At 39.4% G+C, this 18,511-nt stretch carries 21 protein-coding genes; 12 read left to right on the top strand and 9 right to left on the bottom strand.

Annotation, left to right across the window (positions count from 1 at the left end; all coding sequences use genetic code 11):
* Nucleotides 1-104 precede the first annotated feature (104 nt).
* The 5 genes from ACIQCE_RS06580 (at nucleotide 105) to ACIQCE_RS06560 (ending at nucleotide 4,229) form a co-directional block, all read left to right on the top strand.
* Complete coding sequence (locus tag ACIQCE_RS06580; protein WP_400494084.1) at nucleotides 105-995, top strand: transporter substrate-binding domain-containing protein; 891 nt, start codon at nucleotides 105-107, stop codon at nucleotides 993-995.
* Nucleotides 996-1,035: 40 nt separating this feature from the next.
* The gene (locus tag ACIQCE_RS06575; RefSeq protein ID WP_400494083.1) at nucleotides 1,036-1,713 is read left to right on the top strand and encodes an amino acid ABC transporter permease; all 678 of its coding nucleotides are present in this window, start codon (nucleotides 1,036-1,038) and stop codon (nucleotides 1,711-1,713) included.
* Nucleotides 1,714-1,723: 10 nt separating this feature from the next.
* A complete protein-coding gene (locus ACIQCE_RS06570) occupies nucleotides 1,724-2,464 on the top strand; it encodes an amino acid ABC transporter ATP-binding protein (protein ID WP_400494082.1) in 741 nt (246 codons plus the stop codon).
* 191 nt (nucleotides 2,465-2,655) lie between these two features.
* On the top strand, nucleotides 2,656-3,864 hold the full coding sequence (locus tag ACIQCE_RS06565; RefSeq protein ID WP_400494081.1) for an ammonium transporter: 1,209 nt from the start codon (nucleotides 2,656-2,658) through the stop codon (nucleotides 3,862-3,864).
* A 17-nt stretch (nucleotides 3,865-3,881) separates the two neighbouring features.
* Entirely contained in the window at nucleotides 3,882-4,229 is a 348-nt protein-coding gene (locus ACIQCE_RS06560; RefSeq protein WP_353854356.1) for a P-II family nitrogen regulator, read from the top strand.
* A gap of 81 nt (nucleotides 4,230-4,310) precedes the next feature.
* Here the strand turns inward: ACIQCE_RS06560 and spoIIQ are convergent, their stop codons facing one another.
* Complete coding sequence (gene spoIIQ, locus ACIQCE_RS06555; protein WP_400494080.1) at nucleotides 4,311-5,207, bottom strand: stage II sporulation protein SpoIIQ; 897 nt, start codon at nucleotides 5,205-5,207, stop codon at nucleotides 4,311-4,313.
* A gap of 114 nt (nucleotides 5,208-5,321) precedes the next feature.
* Between spoIIQ and ACIQCE_RS06550 the strand changes: the two genes are divergently transcribed.
* The 5 genes from ACIQCE_RS06550 to rpsN all read left to right on the top strand — a co-directional run bounded on the left by ACIQCE_RS06550 (nucleotide 5,322) and on the right by rpsN (nucleotide 7,448).
* Nucleotides 5,322-5,831, top strand: coding sequence for a GNAT family N-acetyltransferase (locus ACIQCE_RS06550; RefSeq protein ID WP_400494479.1), 510 nt, complete (start codon nucleotides 5,322-5,324; stop codon nucleotides 5,829-5,831).
* A 409-nt stretch (nucleotides 5,832-6,240) separates the two neighbouring features.
* Nucleotides 6,241-6,390: a 50S ribosomal protein L33 gene (gene rpmG, locus ACIQCE_RS06545; RefSeq protein ID WP_353854354.1), complete on the top strand. Its 150-nt coding sequence runs from the start codon at nucleotides 6,241-6,243 to the stop codon at nucleotides 6,388-6,390.
* 78 nt (nucleotides 6,391-6,468) lie between these two features.
* Nucleotides 6,469-6,549 (top strand): GTP-binding protein, encoded by an 81-nt coding sequence (locus tag ACIQCE_RS06540; protein WP_400494478.1) that lies wholly within the window; start codon nucleotides 6,469-6,471, stop codon nucleotides 6,547-6,549.
* Between the two features lie 257 nt (nucleotides 6,550-6,806).
* A complete protein-coding gene (locus ACIQCE_RS06535; protein WP_400494079.1) occupies nucleotides 6,807-7,052 on the top strand; it encodes a CobW C-terminal domain-containing protein in 246 nt (81 codons plus the stop codon).
* Nucleotides 7,053-7,178: 126 nt separating this feature from the next.
* Nucleotides 7,179-7,448 (top strand): 30S ribosomal protein S14, encoded by a 270-nt coding sequence (rpsN, locus tag ACIQCE_RS06530; protein ID WP_400494078.1) that lies wholly within the window; start codon nucleotides 7,179-7,181, stop codon nucleotides 7,446-7,448.
* Between the two features lie 262 nt (nucleotides 7,449-7,710).
* On the opposite strand, the gene moaA is transcribed toward rpsN, so the two are convergent.
* Nucleotides 7,711-8,730 (bottom strand): GTP 3',8-cyclase MoaA, encoded by a 1,020-nt coding sequence (gene moaA / locus ACIQCE_RS06525; RefSeq protein WP_400494077.1) that lies wholly within the window; start codon nucleotides 8,728-8,730, stop codon nucleotides 7,711-7,713.
* A gap of 10 nt (nucleotides 8,731-8,740) precedes the next feature.
* On the bottom strand, nucleotides 8,741-9,529 hold the full coding sequence (gene fdhD / locus ACIQCE_RS06520; RefSeq protein WP_400494076.1) for a formate dehydrogenase accessory sulfurtransferase FdhD: 789 nt from the start codon (nucleotides 9,527-9,529) through the stop codon (nucleotides 8,741-8,743).
* Between the two features lie 438 nt (nucleotides 9,530-9,967).
* On the opposite strand from fdhD, the gene ACIQCE_RS06515 reads away from it, so the two are divergent.
* The gene (locus ACIQCE_RS06515; RefSeq protein ID WP_400494075.1) at nucleotides 9,968-12,316 is read left to right on the top strand and encodes an FdhF/YdeP family oxidoreductase; all 2,349 of its coding nucleotides are present in this window, start codon (nucleotides 9,968-9,970) and stop codon (nucleotides 12,314-12,316) included.
* Nucleotides 12,317-12,357: 41 nt separating this feature from the next.
* Here ACIQCE_RS06515 and ACIQCE_RS06510 read toward each other — a convergent pair whose 3' ends face one another.
* The 6 genes from ACIQCE_RS06510 to ACIQCE_RS06485 form a co-directional block, all read right to left on the bottom strand.
* On the bottom strand, nucleotides 12,358-13,032 hold the full coding sequence (locus ACIQCE_RS06510) for a VWA domain-containing protein (RefSeq protein ID WP_353854349.1): 675 nt from the start codon (nucleotides 13,030-13,032) through the stop codon (nucleotides 12,358-12,360).
* Nucleotides 13,033-13,116: 84 nt separating this feature from the next.
* Nucleotides 13,117-13,815, bottom strand: a complete 699-nt coding sequence (locus ACIQCE_RS06505; protein WP_400494074.1) for a VWA domain-containing protein — start codon at nucleotides 13,813-13,815, stop codon at nucleotides 13,117-13,119.
* A gap of 323 nt (nucleotides 13,816-14,138) precedes the next feature.
* On the bottom strand, nucleotides 14,139-15,164 hold the full coding sequence (gene spoIID, locus ACIQCE_RS06500) for a stage II sporulation protein D (RefSeq protein ID WP_400494073.1): 1,026 nt from the start codon (nucleotides 15,162-15,164) through the stop codon (nucleotides 14,139-14,141).
* Between the two features lie 253 nt (nucleotides 15,165-15,417).
* Nucleotides 15,418-16,725 carry a UDP-N-acetylglucosamine 1-carboxyvinyltransferase gene (murA, locus tag ACIQCE_RS06495; protein ID WP_353854346.1) on the bottom strand — a complete coding sequence of 436 codons (1,308 nt, stop codon included), beginning with the start codon at nucleotides 16,723-16,725 and terminating at the stop codon, nucleotides 15,418-15,420.
* A gap of 32 nt (nucleotides 16,726-16,757) precedes the next feature.
* A complete protein-coding gene (locus tag ACIQCE_RS06490) occupies nucleotides 16,758-17,492 on the bottom strand; it encodes a YwmB family TATA-box binding protein (RefSeq protein ID WP_400494072.1) in 735 nt (244 codons plus the stop codon).
* A 128-nt stretch (nucleotides 17,493-17,620) separates the two neighbouring features.
* Nucleotides 17,621-17,851 carry a DUF1146 family protein gene (locus tag ACIQCE_RS06485; RefSeq protein WP_353854344.1) on the bottom strand — a complete coding sequence of 77 codons (231 nt, stop codon included), beginning with the start codon at nucleotides 17,849-17,851 and terminating at the stop codon, nucleotides 17,621-17,623.
* Nucleotides 17,852-18,022: 171 nt separating this feature from the next.
* On the opposite strand from ACIQCE_RS06485, the gene ACIQCE_RS06480 reads away from it, so the two are divergent.
* Nucleotides 18,023-18,490: a hypothetical protein gene (locus tag ACIQCE_RS06480; protein WP_400494071.1), complete on the top strand. Its 468-nt coding sequence runs from the start codon at nucleotides 18,023-18,025 to the stop codon at nucleotides 18,488-18,490.
* Nucleotides 18,491-18,511: the final 21 nt, after the last annotated feature.

Here is an 18,511-nt window from a genome sequence, read left to right as displayed (position 1 = left end):
TGTCCTTTCGTTATTATGAGTTTCATTTTCCTTTTTTACCCCCTGTAATTCATGAGAAAGGACAGTTCTCTCTCGGAAAAGCAAGACATACATTATTAAAAAGCATGCTTGTTGGAAACACACACATATCTAAAGCCTACGATCTCCTTATCAGGAGCACGGCTAAGAAGGAGGAGAAGCATATTTTTAAAAAAAGACGGTTTTGGATCCCAGTTTTTTTATCGGTTGCAGTATTACTTCTGTCTTCGTGTAGTTCAAATGAAACAAATGGGAACGGAGATAAACGTAATTCTACAGCGAAAGGGTCCCCGATTTTGGAGGATGGAAAATTTATTTTTGCAGCATCAGGGGAATTTCACCCATTCAGTTATATGGTTGGAAACCATATGTCCGGCTTTGACATTGATGTAGGTAATGCGATTAGCGACAAGCTCGGCCTAGAGCCTGTACAGAAAAAATACAAATTCGCTGGCATTGTCGAAGGCGTCAAGGTAGGAAAATTTGATGCTGCAGTTGCCAGTCATACCATCAATGAGGAACGAAAAAAACACGTCCTTTTTTCTAAGCCCTACTATTACTCAGGTCCACAAATCTTTACAAGACCTGGATCAGATATCAACAGTGCTGAAGACTTAAAAGGCAAAGAAATCGCTGTCTCAAAAGGCTCATCCTACGCCGAGATTGCAAAGGAACATAGCAGACAGGAACCAAAATATTACGACAGTGATGTGGTCGCCTTAGAAGCATTAGCCAATGGAAAGCACGACGCTGTAGTGACTGATTTTGCCACGGGAGCAGAAGCGATGAAGAAAAAACTAACAATCGAAGCGCAAAAAAGACTCGGACAAAGTGAGCAAGCGATTGCTGTGTCAAAGGGTAATGAAAAGCTGATCAAAGAAATTAACGATGCAATCGACGCCCTAAGAAAAGACGGAACATTAAGACATATTAGCGAAAAGTACTTTAACGAAGATATTACTGTCAAACAAGATTAAAACCACGATTGTGCGCCCCCCTAAGGCGCACTTTCTTCAAATGGAGATGATGGTTTTGCCTAGCCTATCACACTTTTTTCAAACGCTCATTGGCTCTAGAGGGGTTTTCATTGAAGGAATGCTGCTCACCTTACAACTGACTGTGATTAGCATCTTAATTGGAATGGTCATCGGACTCTTCTTTGCCTTACTGAAAATATCTCGTGTGGCCGTTTTCGGTTATATCGCCAACGCCTACATATTTCTTGTGAGGGGAACACCGCTTATTGTCCAAATCTTCATTTTATACTTTGGACTCACAGAATTAAATATACCTGACTTCTGGGCAGCTTCCATTGCGCTTGCTTTTCATAATGGTGCCTATATTGCAGAGATATTCAGAGGAGCCATCCAATCAATTGACCAAGGGCAAAAGGAAGCAGGACGCTCTCTTGGCATGGGACGTTTTTTAACCATGAGACGAATTATTCTTCCACAAGCGATGCGGCGTGCCCTTCCCCCTCTTGGAAATCAATTTATTATCGGCTTAAAGGACTCATCACTCGCAGCTTTTATCAGTGTCAATGAATTGTTTAATGTGGCCACCACTCAAGGCTCGAACAGCTTTGACAATATGACGTATTTGCTCGTTGTTGCTGTTTACTACTTGATCCTAGTCCTACTGTTAACATTCGCAGTCCAAGCCTTTGAAAAGAAACTTTCAGTCAGTGACCAATAGGAGGAGAAGCATGACAGAGTCAAAAGAAATCATCCGTGTTGAAAAATTAAATAAATACTTCGGAAACTTACATGTCTTAAAAGATATTAATCTGACAGTATATGAAAATGATGTCGTCGTCTTAATTGGTGCAAGCGGTTCTGGAAAGAGCACATTACTGAGGTGTATGAACTTTTTAGAAATGAAAAGTGATGGAGTCATTATGATCGACGGCAATCCGATTCATCCAAAACGTGACCAATTAAATAAAATGAGGCAAAAAATCGGCATGGTGTTTCAACATTTCAACCTTTTCCCGCACAAAACCGTCCTTGAAAACATCATTGAGGCGCCTGTTATGGTCAAGAAAACGAAGAAAGCGCAGGCCATAGCTGAAGCCAAAGTTTTGTTAGAAAAAGTCGGGCTTGCTGATAAAGAAAAGGTGTATCCATCAAAATTATCAGGCGGACAAAAGCAGCGAGTCGCAATTGCACGTTCTCTCGCTATGAAACCTGATGTCATGCTATTTGACGAACCTACATCCGCTCTTGACCCAGAGCTTGTAGGAGAAGTCTTGCAAACAATGAAAAGCCTTGCAAAGGACGGCATGACAATGGTGATCGTTACACATGAAATGGGCTTTGCCAAAGAAGTAGCGGACCGAGTAGTTTATATGCACGAAGGACGCATTGTTGAACAAGGAATACCAGAGGAATTGTTCGATTCCCCTCAGGAGGAACGAACCAAACTTTTTCTCAGTTCTATTTTATAGGTCAAACGCCCTCCATTTTTACCGGTCACCACACGTTTCTTCTCATTTTTCACGAACTTTTCATCCATGTATATTTAAAATAACCAAAAACAATGTCAGATAAACTAACATAATTATGTTATATATTACTTTTCTCTCTATAATGAAGAATTAAGAAATTATTAATTCTGAATGATTCGGGGGAATACAGCATGCAAATGGGTGATACAGTATTTATGTTCTTCTGCGCATTACTCGTGTGGTTAATGACACCGGGTTTAGCCTTATTTTATGGAGGACTCGTGAGAAGCAAAAACGTGTTAAGTACAACAATGCATAGCTTAACATCACTAGCCATTGTATCCATCGTCTGGATCGTGTTTGGCTATTCATTGGCTTTTGCGCCAGGAAACGCATTGATCGGGGGCTTTGACTGGGTTGGTCTAAAAGACGTCGGCTTCGAGCCTGGTCCATATAGTGACACCATTCCACATTCATTGTTCATGATGTTCCAAATGACATTTGCCGTTTTAACGACAGCCATCATCTCTGGGGCCTTCGCCGAACGAATTCGTTACTCGGCTGTGGTTGTTTTTACACTCCTGTGGGTCACCTTCGTATACGCACCAGTCGCACATTGGGTTTGGGGTGGCGGTTGGATTGGCAAAATGGGTGCACTTGATTTCGCTGGTGGAAACGTTGTTCATATTTCATCCGGTGTAGCCGGTCTTGTCGTTGCCATTGTCCTAGGTAAACGAAAAGAAGCAGCGAGTTCATCACCTCACAACTTGATCTACACACTTCTTGGCGGAGCTGTCATTTGGTTTGGCTGGTTTGGCTTTAACGTTGGAAGTGCCCTCACACTAGACAGTGTCGCCATGTTTGCTTTTATCAACACCAATACAGCCGCCGCCGCTGGAGTAATCGGCTGGCTTTTAGTCGAATGGATGATCAATAAAAAACCAACCATGCTCGGGGCCATCTCAGGAGCCATTGCGGGTCTGGTTGCCATCACACCCGCGGCAGGGTTTGTCACACCATTTGCTTCTGTTATGATAGGCTTGATCGGCGGAGTCGTCTGCTTCTGGGGTGTCTTCTCACTCAAAGCAAAATTTGGCTATGACGATGCACTTGACGCATTCGGTCTTCACGGAATTGGTGGTACATGGGGAGGAATCGCAACAGGTCTTTTCGCGACAACATCCATCAATGATGGAGGAGCCAACGGATTGTTCTATGGAGATCCAAGTTTGCTTTGGAAACAAATTGTGGCCATTGTGGCAACTTACCTCTTTGTAGCGATTGTGACTTACGTGATCATAAAGGTCGTCAATATATTCTTCAAAATTCGTGCAACCGAAGAAGAAGAATCAGTAGGTCTTGATTTAACCATGCACGGCGAAAAAGCTTATCAAGATTAAGGAAAAGGGGTGTCTGTATGAGCAAAATGTATAAAGTGGAGATTGTCACACGTCCAGCTAATTTCGAAGCATTAAAGGTGGAGCTTGGGAAAATAGGTGTCACCTCTATCACATTTTCAAACGTACACGGCTGCGGATTACAAAAGGGACATACGGAGCTATATCGCGGCGTCAAAAAAGAAAGCAATGTATATGAACGCTTAAAGATCGAAATTGTGCTGAGCAAAGTGCCTGTCGAACAGGTTGTCGAAACAGCTCAAAAGGTACTCCGCACAGGCGAGCCAGGGGATGGGAAAATTTTTATATATGAAATAGAGAATACGATCAACATCCGGACAGGTGAAGAAGGACCTGCCGCTTTATAACGCATCCCCCGCCATAAGGCGGAGGATTCTTTTGAAACAAAAAAACCTCTGTGACGAATGCACAGAGGATCTTGCAAGAGATTAAGATTGTTTTGTTTCTTCAGACTGACTGCTATCTTTAGATGGATTTGAAGACTTTTCTTGATCAGAGGATTTCCCCTTCTCTTCAGACTTTTCTTCAGATTGATCTTCAGCAGGCTCTTTGGTCTTATCTTCAGTAGCAGGTTCCTTCGCTTTATCCTCAGCTTTTGGCTGAGCAGGCTCCTTCGCTTCTTCCGTCACTTCTTGCGCTGCCTTTTCAATTGATGATACAGGCTTATCAATGAAGCTAAGCGGGTTAAGCGCTAGACCTTCCATACGAATTTCAAAATGGACATGGTTTCCACTTTCGGCACCATATAAATTTTTTCCAGAAGAACCGATGACATCATTCTGCTTCACTTCATCGCCTTCTTTTACATTCACTTGAGACAATGATTGATATACAGTCGACAAACCATTTTCATGCTCAATTTCAACCACGTGACCAAGGACTGGATCTTTTTTCGCTTGAACAACAGTTCCACTAAGAGCAGCTGTGACATTAAACACTTTGCCATCTTTATCTGCAAGATCAATACCTTTACTTAAGGTATAGGTGTTATTATAGTTTACAAGTGCTGCTTCTTTTTCTTTTTGATCAGCATCTGCTTCATAGAACTTTTTCACGACAGAAACATTATCAGAATTCTGAACCGGCATAGCAACATTTTCAATTGGCTTTCCAACTTCAACGGCATCATCACGTTGTTCTTGCCCTGTTTGATTCCCATCAGATAGTTGGTCTTTCACATCATTTGATACCGCTTGATACCAAAGTACTGCTGTTAACACGACCGCCGCGCTGACCAAATAAATAGCAGGGAATACCCAGCGCTTACGGAAAAATTGCTGAACTTTTGTGATTTTGGAAGTACGTTTCTTTTCTTCCTCTCTCATTTTTCATCACCTCAGCAACATTCTGAACACTTTTCAGAAAATATATACACACGAAATCATTTTTCTTTTTATTTTGCGCAATCACATAAAAAATATGTATGACGAATGAAAAAAATGGAGGACTCTATCGTGAAAACATTTAACCGCTTGGCAACAGAAGATGATCTTAAAGCGATTGTAGATATTTACAATTCAACCATTGCTTCAAGAAAAGCCACAGCTGATACAGAACCTGTCACAGTGGAAGACCGGCGAAACTGGTTCTTGAATCATTCAGAAAAGCGCCCACTCTATGTCAAAACAGATCATGAAGGCACCATCTATGGCTGGCTCAGCTTTGAAACGTTTTACGGGAGACCTGCATACAACGGGACCGTTGAAATTAGTATATATTTAAATCAAGATTATAGAGGAAAAGGATTAGGTTCGCTCTTCTTACAGGAAGCCCTTGAATTAGCACCCTCACTAGGCATTCGTACGTTGTTAGCCTTTATTTTTGGCCACAACAAAGCCAGTATTAGGCTATTTAAAAAGCACGGGTTTCACACATGGGGACACTTGCCACGTATCGCTGAAATGGATGGAAGCCGATACGACCTAGATATCTTAGGAAAAGAACTTTAAAGCAGAGCGTCTCTCTGCGAAAAAGTCGCTTTATGATGCGAGTAACAGTTGTTGAAACTGTTTCGCATTCTTGAAGAAAAATTTTCTTTGAAAAATGATCACCTGTTCTTCAATGAGAATCGGTTGTAAAACGACAGTCACCTCACCTTAGTTTCATCATTATATAAAGATCGTGTATAAATCAGGCAGGAATTGAAGCAATAAGGAACCATTTGAAGTTTTATCTTCATGAATGAAGATTAAATGTGCATTTACATTTGTGAATTTTCAAGTAAAGGGGTATCCTATTCATTTGCGCTACCCCTTTCTGCTAAATTCATCTCATCAACAATGATACTTGACAATAAGCTCTAATCATTTTAGAATACAAATCGTAATAATTACGAAATAAAGGAGGATGACATTCCGTATGCGTGTGAAAATTACCTTAGCCTGTACTGAAACAGGTGACAGAAACTATATCACTACAAAAAATAAACGAACAAATCCAGATCGATTGGAGTTAAACAAATATTCTCCTCGATTAAAGAAATACACCCTTCATAGAGAAACAAAATAATTTTTTAAACTACAAATCGTAATAATTACTCTTTAAGGCGACAGGAAAGAAAATGATCACAGGAACAGAAACAAATGAATAAACGAATACCTGTTTACTGTATTAAGCGGATTTTTAGGCGCTGGAAAAACAATTATATTAAATCATGTTCTGTACTAAATTGACTTGAGCATGTACTGACTACACTTCAACCAGAAGCAAAAATCATTGGAACCTCAAAAGGACAGGTACAGCCAAATGACATTTTAAATACTGGACTGTTTGACTTTGAAAAATCAAGTGCATCCGCAGGCAGATAAAAGAAATCAACGCAGAACATACCCAGCTTACGCCTGAAACAGAAGAATACCAACTCTCCTCCTTTGTTAACAAACGAAGACTTCCCTTTCATACAGCTAGGCTAAATACATGGCTAGATGCTAGAACAGATCGTTCGCGCTAAAGGATTTGCATGGCTGGTAACACATAACGATCTAACCATTTTAATTGCACAGGTCAGAAAATCAGTTGCTATTGAACCGATTGTATATTGGATTGCCGCCTTGTCTGAGAAAGAAAAATCTCGAATTTTCAATGAGGAACCAGAGCTTCTTGATGAATGGGATGCAGAGTTTGGCGGGTCGACACACAATACTTGTATTTACCGGTGTAGACTTGCCTAAAACAGACATCATTCATACACTTGATTTAATGCTTATTAACACCTAAGGAATTGAATCAAGACTGGACAACGTTTGAATACCCCTTTCAATGGAAAATACAAAATTAAACCGGCAGGAGGGTTTTGAGTGGCCAAGAAATCAAAGATCGCAAAAGAAAAAAAACGACTACAGCTCGTTTTGAAATTTGCAGAATTAAGAAAAGAGTTAAAAGAAAAAGGTGACAATGAGGCTTTGCAGAAATTGCCTAGAGATTCCTCTCCTACTCGTTTAAAGAATCGTTGTGAATTAACTGGTCGTCCTAGAGGTTATTTGCGAAAATTTAAAATGTCTAGGATTGCATTTCGTGAGCTTGCCTATAAAGGTCATATTCCAGGAGTGAGAAAATCAAGCTGGTAAAGATTGATTTGATTTTATCACAGAACATGTAAAAGTAAAGCTGAGTTCAATGATTAAAAATCTATTTTCCAACCTTACTCTGACATTTCTGATAGATAAAATAGCATTTTAAAAACAGCAGGATATCTGCTGTTTTTCTTATGATGATTGAGTTAAGACTCTTATCGTTCTTTTTTCAAAAAAGCATTTTCCTCATTTATTATGGCATTTTCTCTTCTTTTCAAGAATAAATGTTCATGATACATTGATGTCACTAACCTCACTAGCCACCAATGTAAGACATTTCTACTTTTTTGTGATTTGATTTATTTGCTTTCTGTTGCTCTCTCTCAGCTGAATATTGGTCATGTCTGTTTGACCATACTTCCTTTAATAATTTCGTTATTTCTTGATCATCTTCTGTTGCACGAATCATTTGCTTCAGATCAAAACCTGAGGATGCGAAAAGACAAGTAAACAGCTCGCCTCGCGCAGATAATCTTGCTCTATTGCATGAACCACAAAAGGCATCCGAAACTGAGGAAATAATTCCAATCTCTCCTGAACCATCTTCATAAAAAAAACGATTTGCTACTTCACCTGCATAATGAGGTGCTTCAGGTTTGATAGGGTATTCGGAATGAATCAATTCAATGATCTCTTTTTTAGTCACAACATGCTCTAGATTCCATTTATTCGTATTGCCAACATCCATAAATTCAATAAACCTAAGAATGAGTCCCGCTTCTTTAAAATAGGATGCCATTGGCAAAATGTCTTGCTCATTCACACCTTTTTGAACAACCATATTCACTTTAATAGCAAGTCCAGCTTTTTTCGCTGCTTCGATACCATCAAAAACTTTTTGTATAGAGATTTGTCGTCCATTTATTTTCTTAAAACGTTCAGGGTCCAATGAGTCCAAGCTAATGGTAACTCGCTGAAGACCTGCTTTCTTTAACTTATCTGCGTATATAGGTAAAAGGGTGCCATTGGTGGTCATTGCAATGTCTTCAATACCTGGTATTTTAGCAAGCTTTTCTATTAAAATTGGTAAGTCCTTTCGCATTAAAGGCTCACCGCCTGTTATGCGCAATTTAACAACACCTAAATCTTTTGCAAAGAGTTTAGCAAGTCGTTCAATTTCTTCAAAACTAAGCAGTTCTTCTTTATTTAAAAAAGGATAATCTGGTCCAAAGATATCAGCAGGCATACAGTAAGTACATCTGAAGTTACAGCGATCTGTTACCGATATTCTCAAATCACGCAATGGCCGATTTCTTTTATCTAAAATACTGACCATTCTTTGCCTCCTATTCTATAATGCGCTGGTGATGAGTATAGATATTAAAAGAATCACCTCTTACGAATCCAACGGTTGTGATGTTTAACTCTTCTGCCATTTCAAGTGCTAGTTCAGTAGGTGCTGATTTTGATATCACAATTGAAACTCCCAGCTTTGCTGCCTTCAATAATACTTCTGAAGATATCCGACCGCTAAACACAAGTATTTTATCTCTTACAAGAATTCGGTGAAGTAAGCAATATCCATAAATTTTATCCAACGCATTATGTCTTCCTATATCAGTTCTAGTGATGATGAGCTTCTCTGTGTCACACAGCCCAGCATTATGCACGCCACCTGTATGTTGAAATAACTGACTTTCATTTTGTAAACACATCATCAAATGAATACAGGTTTCGGCAGAAATATTAATTTTATCAATTGCTGTTTTAGCTGTCTTCACATCTTGAAGAAAGTAAAAGTGTCTACCTTTGCCGCAACAAGATCCAATAACCCTTTTGGTAAAATCCGATGAACGAAAACTCTTTGTGTCATTCAATTCAACATAGGCAAAACCCATACTTTCATCTATTGTAAACCTTTTGATCTCATTTTTAAATCGAATGACTCCTTCGGAAGCTAAAAATCCAATAACCAATTCTCTCAAATGGTCTGGTGAACAAACAAGTGTCACAAACTCTTCGCCATTTACCAAAATGGTTAACGGAAATTCTTCTACAACTTCATCTGTTTTGCAATTAAATTTGCCCGCACGATATTGATGAATAACTCGTTCTTTTTTAACAGATAGATTCATTTTATAATCTTCCTTTCAACATCAATTTTTTATATGAACCAATAGAAATATGATATTTTTTAAAAGTCATAAAAAGGAAACATGGTTCTATCTTATCAAACTTTTTAATGGCTTTATATGGGTGGGCACACAATGAACAAATCAAAAAATCGTTGGCTTATCGCTACGATTGCTGTTGAAATCCATTTGTCAATAGAATTTCCATGAATGGAGTGTTTTGACGAATGATAGATTCTGTTGGTACTCTGGCTTAATTTTTTATTGCCATCATCATATCCCTTCTCATTCGAAAGGATATCTATCAGCTTAGAGAATTAAGCCTCGCTGCCACTTCTTCCATCTTTGCTCGTACTTAAATTAAATTTGACAGAATCGCAATGTAAAGGTAATTTTTAGATATGAAAACGCTTCAAAAAAGTATAGGAGGGTGATGATATCATGGGAAAAAGCAAACACAAGGGACCTATTAAACTCAATAAAAAACCCTCGCCTAAGCTATGGGCCTCTTTTGCTCCTATGGGAATTGGAAAAGTGAAACCTAAACATATCAGAGATACAATGAAAGTGGCTTGGGAAAACAAAGATAACCTTCCTTACGCTTATCGTATTTTAACGCAGGGCGTTTGTGACGGATGTGCGCTTGGTGTATCAGGTTTACACGATCAGACACTTGCAGGACCTCATATATGCACGACAAGGCTAAATCTACTTCGGCTTAACACCATGCCAGCCATTGATCCAAAATGGTTTCAAGATATTCGCCAATTACAAAAAATGGATAGCACCTCTCTTCGTAAACTTGGGCGTATTCCTTATCCACTTATCCGAAAAAAAGGCGAGAATGCCTTTTCACGAATTTCTTGGGATGATGCATTAGATCAAATCGCTGCTAAGATCAAATCGATTGATAAGCGTCAGCTTGCTTTCTACTTAACGGCTAGAGGGATTACGAATGAAGTTTATTATACCGCTGCTAAGGCTGCACGATTTATTGGTACAAATCATATCGATAATGCTTCCCGCATTTGCCATTCGCCCAGCAAAACAGCCCTTAAACGTTCTCTCGGAATAAGCGCTTCTAGCTGTAACTACAGTGATTGGATTGGAACTGATGTATTGGTTTTTTGGGGTTCTGTCGCAGCAAACAATCAACCTGTTTCCACTAAATATATGTATGCTGCTAAAAAGAAGGGAACAAAGATTATTGTTATCAATCCATATAAAGAGCCAGCTATGGAAAAGTATTGGATTCCTTCTATCCCAGAAAGTGCTCTATTCGGCACAAAAATTGCTGATGATTTTTACCAAGTCAATATAGGGGGCGATATTGCATTTATGAACGGCGTCATGAAGCACTGGTTTGATATGGAGCAAAAAGCTCCTCATTCCGCTCTCGACCATGAGTTCATTCAAGCACACACGACAGGCATAAAGGATTTAGAGCAGCATGTCTCGCAGCTAAAATGGGAGGACTTAGAAGCATCATCAGGCATATCGAAAGAAAGAATGAAGGAGTTCGCAGTATTGCTAGCGAGTGCCAATTCAGGTGTTTTTATTTGGAGCATGGGACTGACTCAACATCGTTTTGCAACAGATAATATATCGCAAGTCGCAAATCTCGCCATGTTACGTGGATTTATTGGCAGAAAACATTGTGGTGTCATGCCGATTCGCGGACACAGCGGTGTACAGGGGTCAGGAGAAATGGGTGCCGATCCATTTGTTTTACCAGGCAGTGATTTTGATGAAGAGAATATTAAAAGAGTCGAGAAAATATGGGGCTTTGATCTTCCTAAATGGCATGGTGATACCATTGGTCAATCTTTTGAAAAGATGGCACTTCCTAAAGAACACCCGCAAAAGCTCAAAATACTGTTTACTAGCGGAGGAAACTTTTTAGAAACCATGCCTAATCCAGAAACGATTGAAAAAGCTTTATCTGAACTAGAACTGCGTGTCCATCAAGATATTATATTGAACACCTCTACACTTGTAGAGGCAGAAGAAGCTGTAATTGTCCTGCCAGCTATGACGAGATACGAACAGCCAGGCGGAGGAACGTCGACCAGCACAGAAAGGATGGTTTATTTCAGTCCAGAAATTGAGGGTCCACGTATTGAAGAAGCAAGAGCAGAATGGAAAATTTATATAGATCTTGCTAAAAGAGTCCGTCCAGAAGATGCAGAACTTATACATTTTGAAAGAGCTGACGACATTCGTCGTGAAATTGCAATTGCTAACCGAAACTATGATGGAATTCAGCATTTGCGTCATAGAGGGGACGTTTTTCAATGGGGAGGTGCTTGGCTTTGCGAAGATGGAATCTGTCCGACGCCAGATGGAAAAGGACACCTTCTTCCAGCGCAGCTTCCTAAATATCGGAAAACGGAGGGACATTTCAAAATTACGACAAGACGAGGGAAACAGTTTAACTCAATGATTTACAGTGAAAAGGATGCCTTTAATGGAGGAATGCGCCATTCTATTTTAATGAATGAAGAAGATGCAAAAGAGCTATATGTCGAAGCGGGTGACCTAGTTGTTCTCTTTAATCAATATGGATCCTATCAAGGTGTCGCTCAATTTGGAGAGTTGAAACGTGGCAATATCGCCATTTATTGGCCAGAAGGGAACGTGCTAATACCGAAAGGCGTGTATGAGAGCTATTCTCAGATTCCAGAATATCATACGGTAGCGGTATTAGAAAAAGCTGAAACCTTTCATGCAAGAAAGGATCAGCGCTATGTCGAGAAACGAATCGATGAACTTGAAACAACCTTAAATTAAAGAAAGCTGGGGCATTGTTTTCCCCAGCTGCTCTTAAGTGTCTACTGACCGAATGAACTCGCTTCTTTCTGCAGAATGTAATTCAGCTCTTTTGCATTCGCTGCCGACTGATATTTTCCACCACCAGCTTTTGCGACAGATTGCAAACTTTTTGCTTCATTTTCTTTCACATCAAAGCCAATGATATTGACGATCGTATCAATTCCGTCTTCATGTAATTCTTTTGCTGCTTGTGAAGGATTTCCGCCACAAGTTTCTTGACCATCACTGACAACATACACGATATTTTTTCCTTCGGCTTGATGATCTTCAAAATCTTGCTTTGTATCAGTTAGTGCTTTCGCCAATGGCGTCCAACCTGTTGGTCCATAAACATTTAATGCTTGATTAAATGCCGTTTGTTCATATGTTCCAAATCCATAGACTGCTTCAGAGCTAGCGCATGAAATGGCTTTTCCAGCATTTTTATTGTTGCCTTCATGACCAAAAACACGAAGCATGACTTGCGTATCTTCTGATAAAATACTTGAAAAGCTCTGGATAGAGCGCTTGGCAATATCAATTTTCTTCTCACCTTCAATTGATTGTGCCATACTACCGCTTAAGTCTAGTAATATGACCACGTGAGCAGGTTCCTTCTTAGTAACAGCATGAACCGGTGAAGAAAGAAGTAAGACAAGACTAGCTAAAATCGTCAAGATGATATTCTTTTTCATCAATTGTGACACTCCTTTTTCACATTTTGTACGGAAAAAGAGAAACGATAGCACGAATCAATCGTTCCCCTTCTCTTCAGCAAGTTATTCGTGTAGTTTTAATGATTCTGCCGTTAATATAGACTCCATCTCTTTTCCAGTACTGGCTTGATAGTAATGACCTTTACCAGCTTTGGCAACTTGAATCAGTTGGCCTTCATAGCCTTCGTTAAAGTCTAATCCAATGACATTTACGACAGTAGATCCTTTTGATTTATGCAATTCTTTTGCTACTTTCACTGGATCTCCGCCACAAGTTTCTTCGCCATCAGTAATTAGATAAACAATATGTTTGGTTCCCTTATGCAACTGTATATCCGTTTGTTTTGCACTTTCAAGAGCACGTGCTATTGGTGTCCAGCCATTTGGTCCAAGTCCGTTTAATGAGTTTTCAAAACTTTGTTTTTCATAAGGCTGTACGCCGTAAACTCCTCTAATGACTTCACAAGATTGAGCTTTACCTGAATTTTTGTTATTTCCTTCAGAACCAAACAAGCTCATACGAATGTTGGCGTTTTTCGGAAGTGACTGTGCAAATTTAAATACCTCTTGTTTTGCTAGGTCAAATTTGCGCTCACCATCTACTTTTCTCGCCATACTTCCACTTGCATCAAGCAAGATTGTCACTCTTACATCTTTCTGATCTTTTTTGGCTGCTTTTGCTTCTGCAAATACTGGTGAAGAGACTGACATTGATAATGTCAATACAGCTAAGGCTACGAGTGTGAATACTTTTTTTAACATACTTTTCATTCCTCCTTATGTATTTGATTGAAACACCTTAATCGTAAAAGATTCTTTCTTGGAATGGTATAGGACACGATCCCTTTTTCTCTTTCATCTAAATCACTATAAAGCAGTTAGATGTCTAGATATTTTCACCTAACGCATCATTTTTTTCCTAAATTTCTCTGTCTTTCGAGCGACTTTGTATCAGCCATCAGTGCTTGTCAGGACATAAATGTTTAAGATTGCCTAACCTGCGTCTTAAGTCTCAATTTGACACAATCTGTTCAAACCTTTTTGAACAAATAAAAAGATGCCCCGTTTAGGAGACACCTTTGTTTTTATTTTTTTGCCATGTATGTGTTGAGAAAGCGATCAGCTGACTCAATTTGAATCCCTTTATAGTAATGTTTCACGATGCTTTCTACTTTTTTTCCTGACTGCGCCATATAATGTGCACCGTATTGACTCATGCCTACACCATGACCATATCCTTTTGTTGTAATGACAATTTGTTGACCCTTTCGCTTCCAAGTAAAGTCTGCAGAGTGGAGTCCGAGTGATTCTCGAATATCTCTACCTGTTAGGGTTTTACCGTTTATGACTGCTTTAGCTACTTGATTTCCCGGTGTCCGTTCTGTGATCTCTCCAACCTGATTTCGATTGTTGAGGGTCACACCTAATTTTTGCTGAAATTCACTTACCGTCATCGTTTTTGTGTTTTGAAATTTCGGTGAAGCTGAATCCCATTTGCTTGAGACACTCTTTAAATAAGGGATTTCATTTTTCCAATAGGCTTCAGCATTTTCAGTCTGTCCATTACTTGTTGAAAAGAAAGAAGCATCAATTGGCTTTTCATCATAAGTCAGTACTTTACCTTGTGTGCTAGCCACAGCCTCTGTGACCTTTTTCAGTTTCCAATTGTACTCTTTCCCCCAGATTTTCTTTAGTTCTTGCTTGTTTTTGTAGACTTGAAACATTTGTGTGTCATCGACAAGTGATCCTTTAGGTGATTTTACTGTCTTATCAATGATCATTTGTCTGACGATATACGTTCTGGCGGCGAGAGCCTGCGCTTTCAGTGCCTCAATTTCAAATTCTGCCGGCATTTCAGAGGCTACTACCCCGATGACATACTCTTCTAAAGGGATATTCTCTACCTGCTGATGCACTGAACGATACACGGGTATGGAGACGGGTGATTGCTTCAATCTAACTGAACCTTTCACTTCTTTTTTCAATGATGGTTCTGCTGCTATGTGTTGATTGGCCGCCGTTTCCCCTTGGAACGTCGGCAACACAAGTAAGGTTGGAATCATTAAGATGATGATGCATATTCCTGCAATTGTCCATATCATTGGTTTCATATTTGGCTGCCCCCATTTGTCATTGAATCTCTTTTATCCTATGGACAAGGACAAGCTAATATGACAGCTTCTTTCATTCATTAGACAAGTCATTATGCTACTAGGTATATGATCATTCTGATTAGATTTACTGGTCGTCTTTATGAATAAAATGTAAGACAATTGGATACACTAATGATAAGCTTTTGAATTATTCATTCTATGATTCTAAAAAAAATCAGCATGCCGCTGTCGACACACTGATTCCTTTTTATTACGCATTCAGATCTGAAACGACCTGTTCCTTTGTGATATCTGCCGATTCTTCGCTTACTCTTTCGATATCCGCACCGATTGCTGCAAGTTTTTGATGGAAATTTACATAACCACGGTCAATGTGCTTCAATTCAGTGACACGTGTATGACCTTCTGCCACTAATCCAGCAAGTACAAGTGCTGCTCCTGCTCTCAAGTCAGTAGCTGCCACTTCAGCTCCTTGAAGTTGAACTGGTCCATTGATAATGACAGAACGACCCTCAATTTTAATATCGCCATTCATTCGGCGGAATTCCTCAGCATGCATAAAACGATTTTCAAAAACAGTTTCTGTGATCATGCTTGTTCCGTTCGCACGAAGCAATAGCGCCATCATCTGAGATTGCATATCCGTTGGGAACCCAGGATGCGGCATTGTTTTTAGATCAATTGGCTTGAGCTCAGATGGTCCAATCACTCTTAAACCTTCTTCTTCTTCAATGATTTGAATACCCATTTCTTCCATTTTCGCAATAAGCGATGTAAGATGTTCTGGTACTGCACCTTTTACAAGGACATTTCCTTCTGTAATGGCTGCTGCTACCATGAAAGTACCTGCTTCAATTCTGTCAGGGATGATGGTATGTTTTGCACCGTGAAGTGTTTCTACACCTTCAATCTTAATCGTACCAGTACCTGCTCCGCGAATCTTACCACCCATGGCATTGATGTAGTTTGCCAAATCAACGATTTCTGGTTCTTTTGCAACATTCTCTAAGATTGTTGTTCCTTCTGCTAATGCTGCTGCCATAATGATGTTTTCAGTTGCTCCTACACTTGGGAAATCCAAATAGATTTTCGCACCTTTTAGTCGACCTTTTACTTCAGCCTCAATGAAACCATTACCTACTTGAATTTTAGCTCCCATCGCTTCGAAACCTTTTAAATGCTGGTCAATTGGTCTTGAACCAATTGCACAGCCGCCAGGTAATGCTACTCTTGCATGACCTGTTCTAGCTAAAAGTGGTCCCATGACGAGCACAGATGCTCTCATTTTACGGACATACTCAAACGGAGCCTCAGTTTGTAATGCATTAGATGCGTCTACTGATACTTCGTTATTTTCAAAATGTACTTCTGCTCCTAAATGACGTAACACTTCATTGATTGTATATACATCGGAGAGCGTAGGTACATCACAAATTACGCTTTTTTCTGTACTTGCTAACAAAGATGCAGCGATAACTGGTAAAACGGCATTTTTCGCACCTTCTACTTTAACTGTGCCGTTTAACTTTTTACCGCCGCGGACGATGATTTTTTCCAAGGTCTTCCCCTCCGCGTCCCAAATTCTCTATATTAATATTCAGTCGTTACGATTGGTGTGCCAACCGTAATCGTATGTTTTTCGTTCATTTCCGAACTTCTGATGGCAATTTGAAGATTCATTTTATCATTTGAAGTCATAATGAACTGTTCCCACTTATCTGTGTAAGCGGAAAGCGATACAAATTTAGACTCAACGAGATACTCAACTGGCTTTGCTTGAAATTCATTAGCTAACATTTCAGCTTTTTTTTGCAAAACAACATCCATCATACCATTTACATGACCATCGAGACAAGTAAAAATCACAATTTTTTCTTGTAATATGCTTTTTGCATGACGTACGAACTGATCATATGTATTATTCCAAGTATTCAGGGGGCGAGCACCTTTTTGCTCATATAATAAATACGACTTTTGTTTGTTTTTTGTGTCGGTCTTTACGAGTAAAATTTTTGAAAATGTATCATTTTTTTTGTCTTTGTACGTTCCAGTAACTTTGGTGACATGTTTTTCTTTTTTTTCAGTCCACTCATACTGTCGTAGTTCGTCTTTCAAACGTTTCACTTTTTTTGAAAATTGTTTTGAGGTGATGTCCACATTTGTTTTGGCGTGAAGTGTCCAGCCATCGACTTCCACTTGCTGTTGTTTGAGACCTTTCGCCATTTGAGCGAGCGGTGATAATTCTTCGGCACGAACACCCTGAAACATAAGGACAAATAAAAGAATAAACGCAAACAATGGCCAACCCTTTAAATACTTTCTCACTTGTCATTCCCCCTTGCTACAAGTGTTGCCGCAAGGAGAGGAATGCATACGTGGAAAAAGTGATTAAAAAGCCATACTTTTGACGCTTCTGTTTATGTTCCCGCAGGTGGATGTGGCCAAACCTTCATTTAAAACATATAAGGGATTTGTCTGGAGAAATTTAAATAATCTAGGAAGAAATTGCTGACTGTTGATGCAATGGCAATGGTGAGTAGCATCATTAGCAATCTGGCTTGAACGACTTTCCCTTTTTTAATCAATGGTTCAATATTAACGGCAAGCAAAGCCCACCAGGTAACAGCAATAAAAAATAGATGGATTACAATACTGACAATTGCTTGTTGTCCCAGATCTTCCATACAGTTGGATCCTCCTTTTATTTATTTCTGTAAAGGAAAACTCCCTTTCATTATATCCCCGAAAAATCGGAAAGATGATTCATTTGGAAAAAAGAGCTACATTTAGTGTGAATCTCCTCTTATGTTGATGCCAAGGAGATGATATACTGCGTGTGGAAGGAGCTGAACATATTGAAAGATTCTGTTCCCCACTTTGTTGATTTGTACGGAGAACTGCTTCCCTCCTTCGATCATGAATGGGAGGCCATTGCATTCTACTTTGATTATAGACAGTCACAGCTAGAAGAATTAGCACAATTGTGTCATTTTCATCACATTTCTTTGGATTATTCAGAAGAGAGCCTTTATCAGCTAGAATTTTTATATTTTCATGCTTTTGCTCAGCAGCTTTTTGCTGAGTGGAAAATGCCAATTGATGCATTAGAAGCCATGATGAGTGTATATGTGGGAGAGGTAGTGATTCGACATCATCCCGATGCTGACTGGGTCGTGCGCCCTTATATGGACTCCTCGCATCAATATACGCTTGGTTTGCGCCGAAACAATAAAACGTGGCATAGTATGCAGTTTTGTGAGCATTTATATCTTGAAAAACAAGCATCTCATCCTTATGTGTCTTTATATCATTCGTTCATGTAATTCTTAAAAAAACCCTTCTTA

It is taken from the genome of Bacillus sp. NPDC093026, from assembly GCF_044754665.1.
GTDB lineage: Bacteria > Bacillota > Bacilli > Bacillales > Bacillaceae > Bacillus > Bacillus maqinnsis.
This window is presented reverse-complemented; position numbering and strand designations above follow the sequence as displayed.

What these genes read in the sequence shown, in the direction of transcription:
- ACIQCE_RS06580 (WP_400494084.1), top strand. Translation starts at nt 105, where the DNA reads ATGCTTGTTGGAAACACACACATATCTAAAGCCTACGATCTCCTTATC.
- ACIQCE_RS06575 (WP_400494083.1), top strand. Translation starts at nt 1,036, where the DNA reads ATGGAGATGATGGTTTTGCCTAGCCTATCACACTTTTTTCAAACGCTC.
- ACIQCE_RS06570 (WP_400494082.1), top strand. Translation starts at nt 1,724, where the DNA reads ATGACAGAGTCAAAAGAAATCATCCGTGTTGAAAAATTAAATAAATAC.
- ACIQCE_RS06565 (WP_400494081.1), top strand. Translation starts at nt 2,656, where the DNA reads ATGCAAATGGGTGATACAGTATTTATGTTCTTCTGCGCATTACTCGTG.
- ACIQCE_RS06560 (WP_353854356.1), top strand. Translation starts at nt 3,882, where the DNA reads ATGAGCAAAATGTATAAAGTGGAGATTGTCACACGTCCAGCTAATTTC.
- spoIIQ (WP_400494080.1), bottom strand. Translation starts at nt 5,207, where the DNA reads ATGAGAGAGGAAGAAAAGAAACGTACTTCCAAAATCACAAAAGTTCAG.
- ACIQCE_RS06550 (WP_400494479.1), top strand. Translation starts at nt 5,322, where the DNA reads ATGGAGGACTCTATCGTGAAAACATTTAACCGCTTGGCAACAGAAGAT.
- rpmG (WP_353854354.1), top strand. Translation starts at nt 6,241, where the DNA reads ATGCGTGTGAAAATTACCTTAGCCTGTACTGAAACAGGTGACAGAAAC.
- ACIQCE_RS06535 (WP_400494079.1), top strand. Translation starts at nt 6,807, where the DNA reads ATGCTAGAACAGATCGTTCGCGCTAAAGGATTTGCATGGCTGGTAACA.
- moaA (WP_400494077.1), bottom strand. Translation starts at nt 8,730, where the DNA reads ATGGTCAGTATTTTAGATAAAAGAAATCGGCCATTGCGTGATTTGAGA.
- fdhD (WP_400494076.1), bottom strand. Translation starts at nt 9,529, where the DNA reads ATGAATCTATCTGTTAAAAAAGAACGAGTTATTCATCAATATCGTGCG.
- ACIQCE_RS06515 (WP_400494075.1), top strand. Translation starts at nt 9,968, where the DNA reads ATGGGAAAAAGCAAACACAAGGGACCTATTAAACTCAATAAAAAACCC.
- ACIQCE_RS06510 (WP_353854349.1), bottom strand. Translation starts at nt 13,032, where the DNA reads ATGAAAAAGAATATCATCTTGACGATTTTAGCTAGTCTTGTCTTACTT.
- ACIQCE_RS06505 (WP_400494074.1), bottom strand. Translation starts at nt 13,815, where the DNA reads ATGTTAAAAAAAGTATTCACACTCGTAGCCTTAGCTGTATTGACATTA.
- spoIID (WP_400494073.1), bottom strand. Translation starts at nt 15,164, where the DNA reads ATGAAACCAATGATATGGACAATTGCAGGAATATGCATCATCATCTTA.
- ACIQCE_RS06485 (WP_353854344.1), bottom strand. Translation starts at nt 17,851, where the DNA reads ATGGAAGATCTGGGACAACAAGCAATTGTCAGTATTGTAATCCATCTA.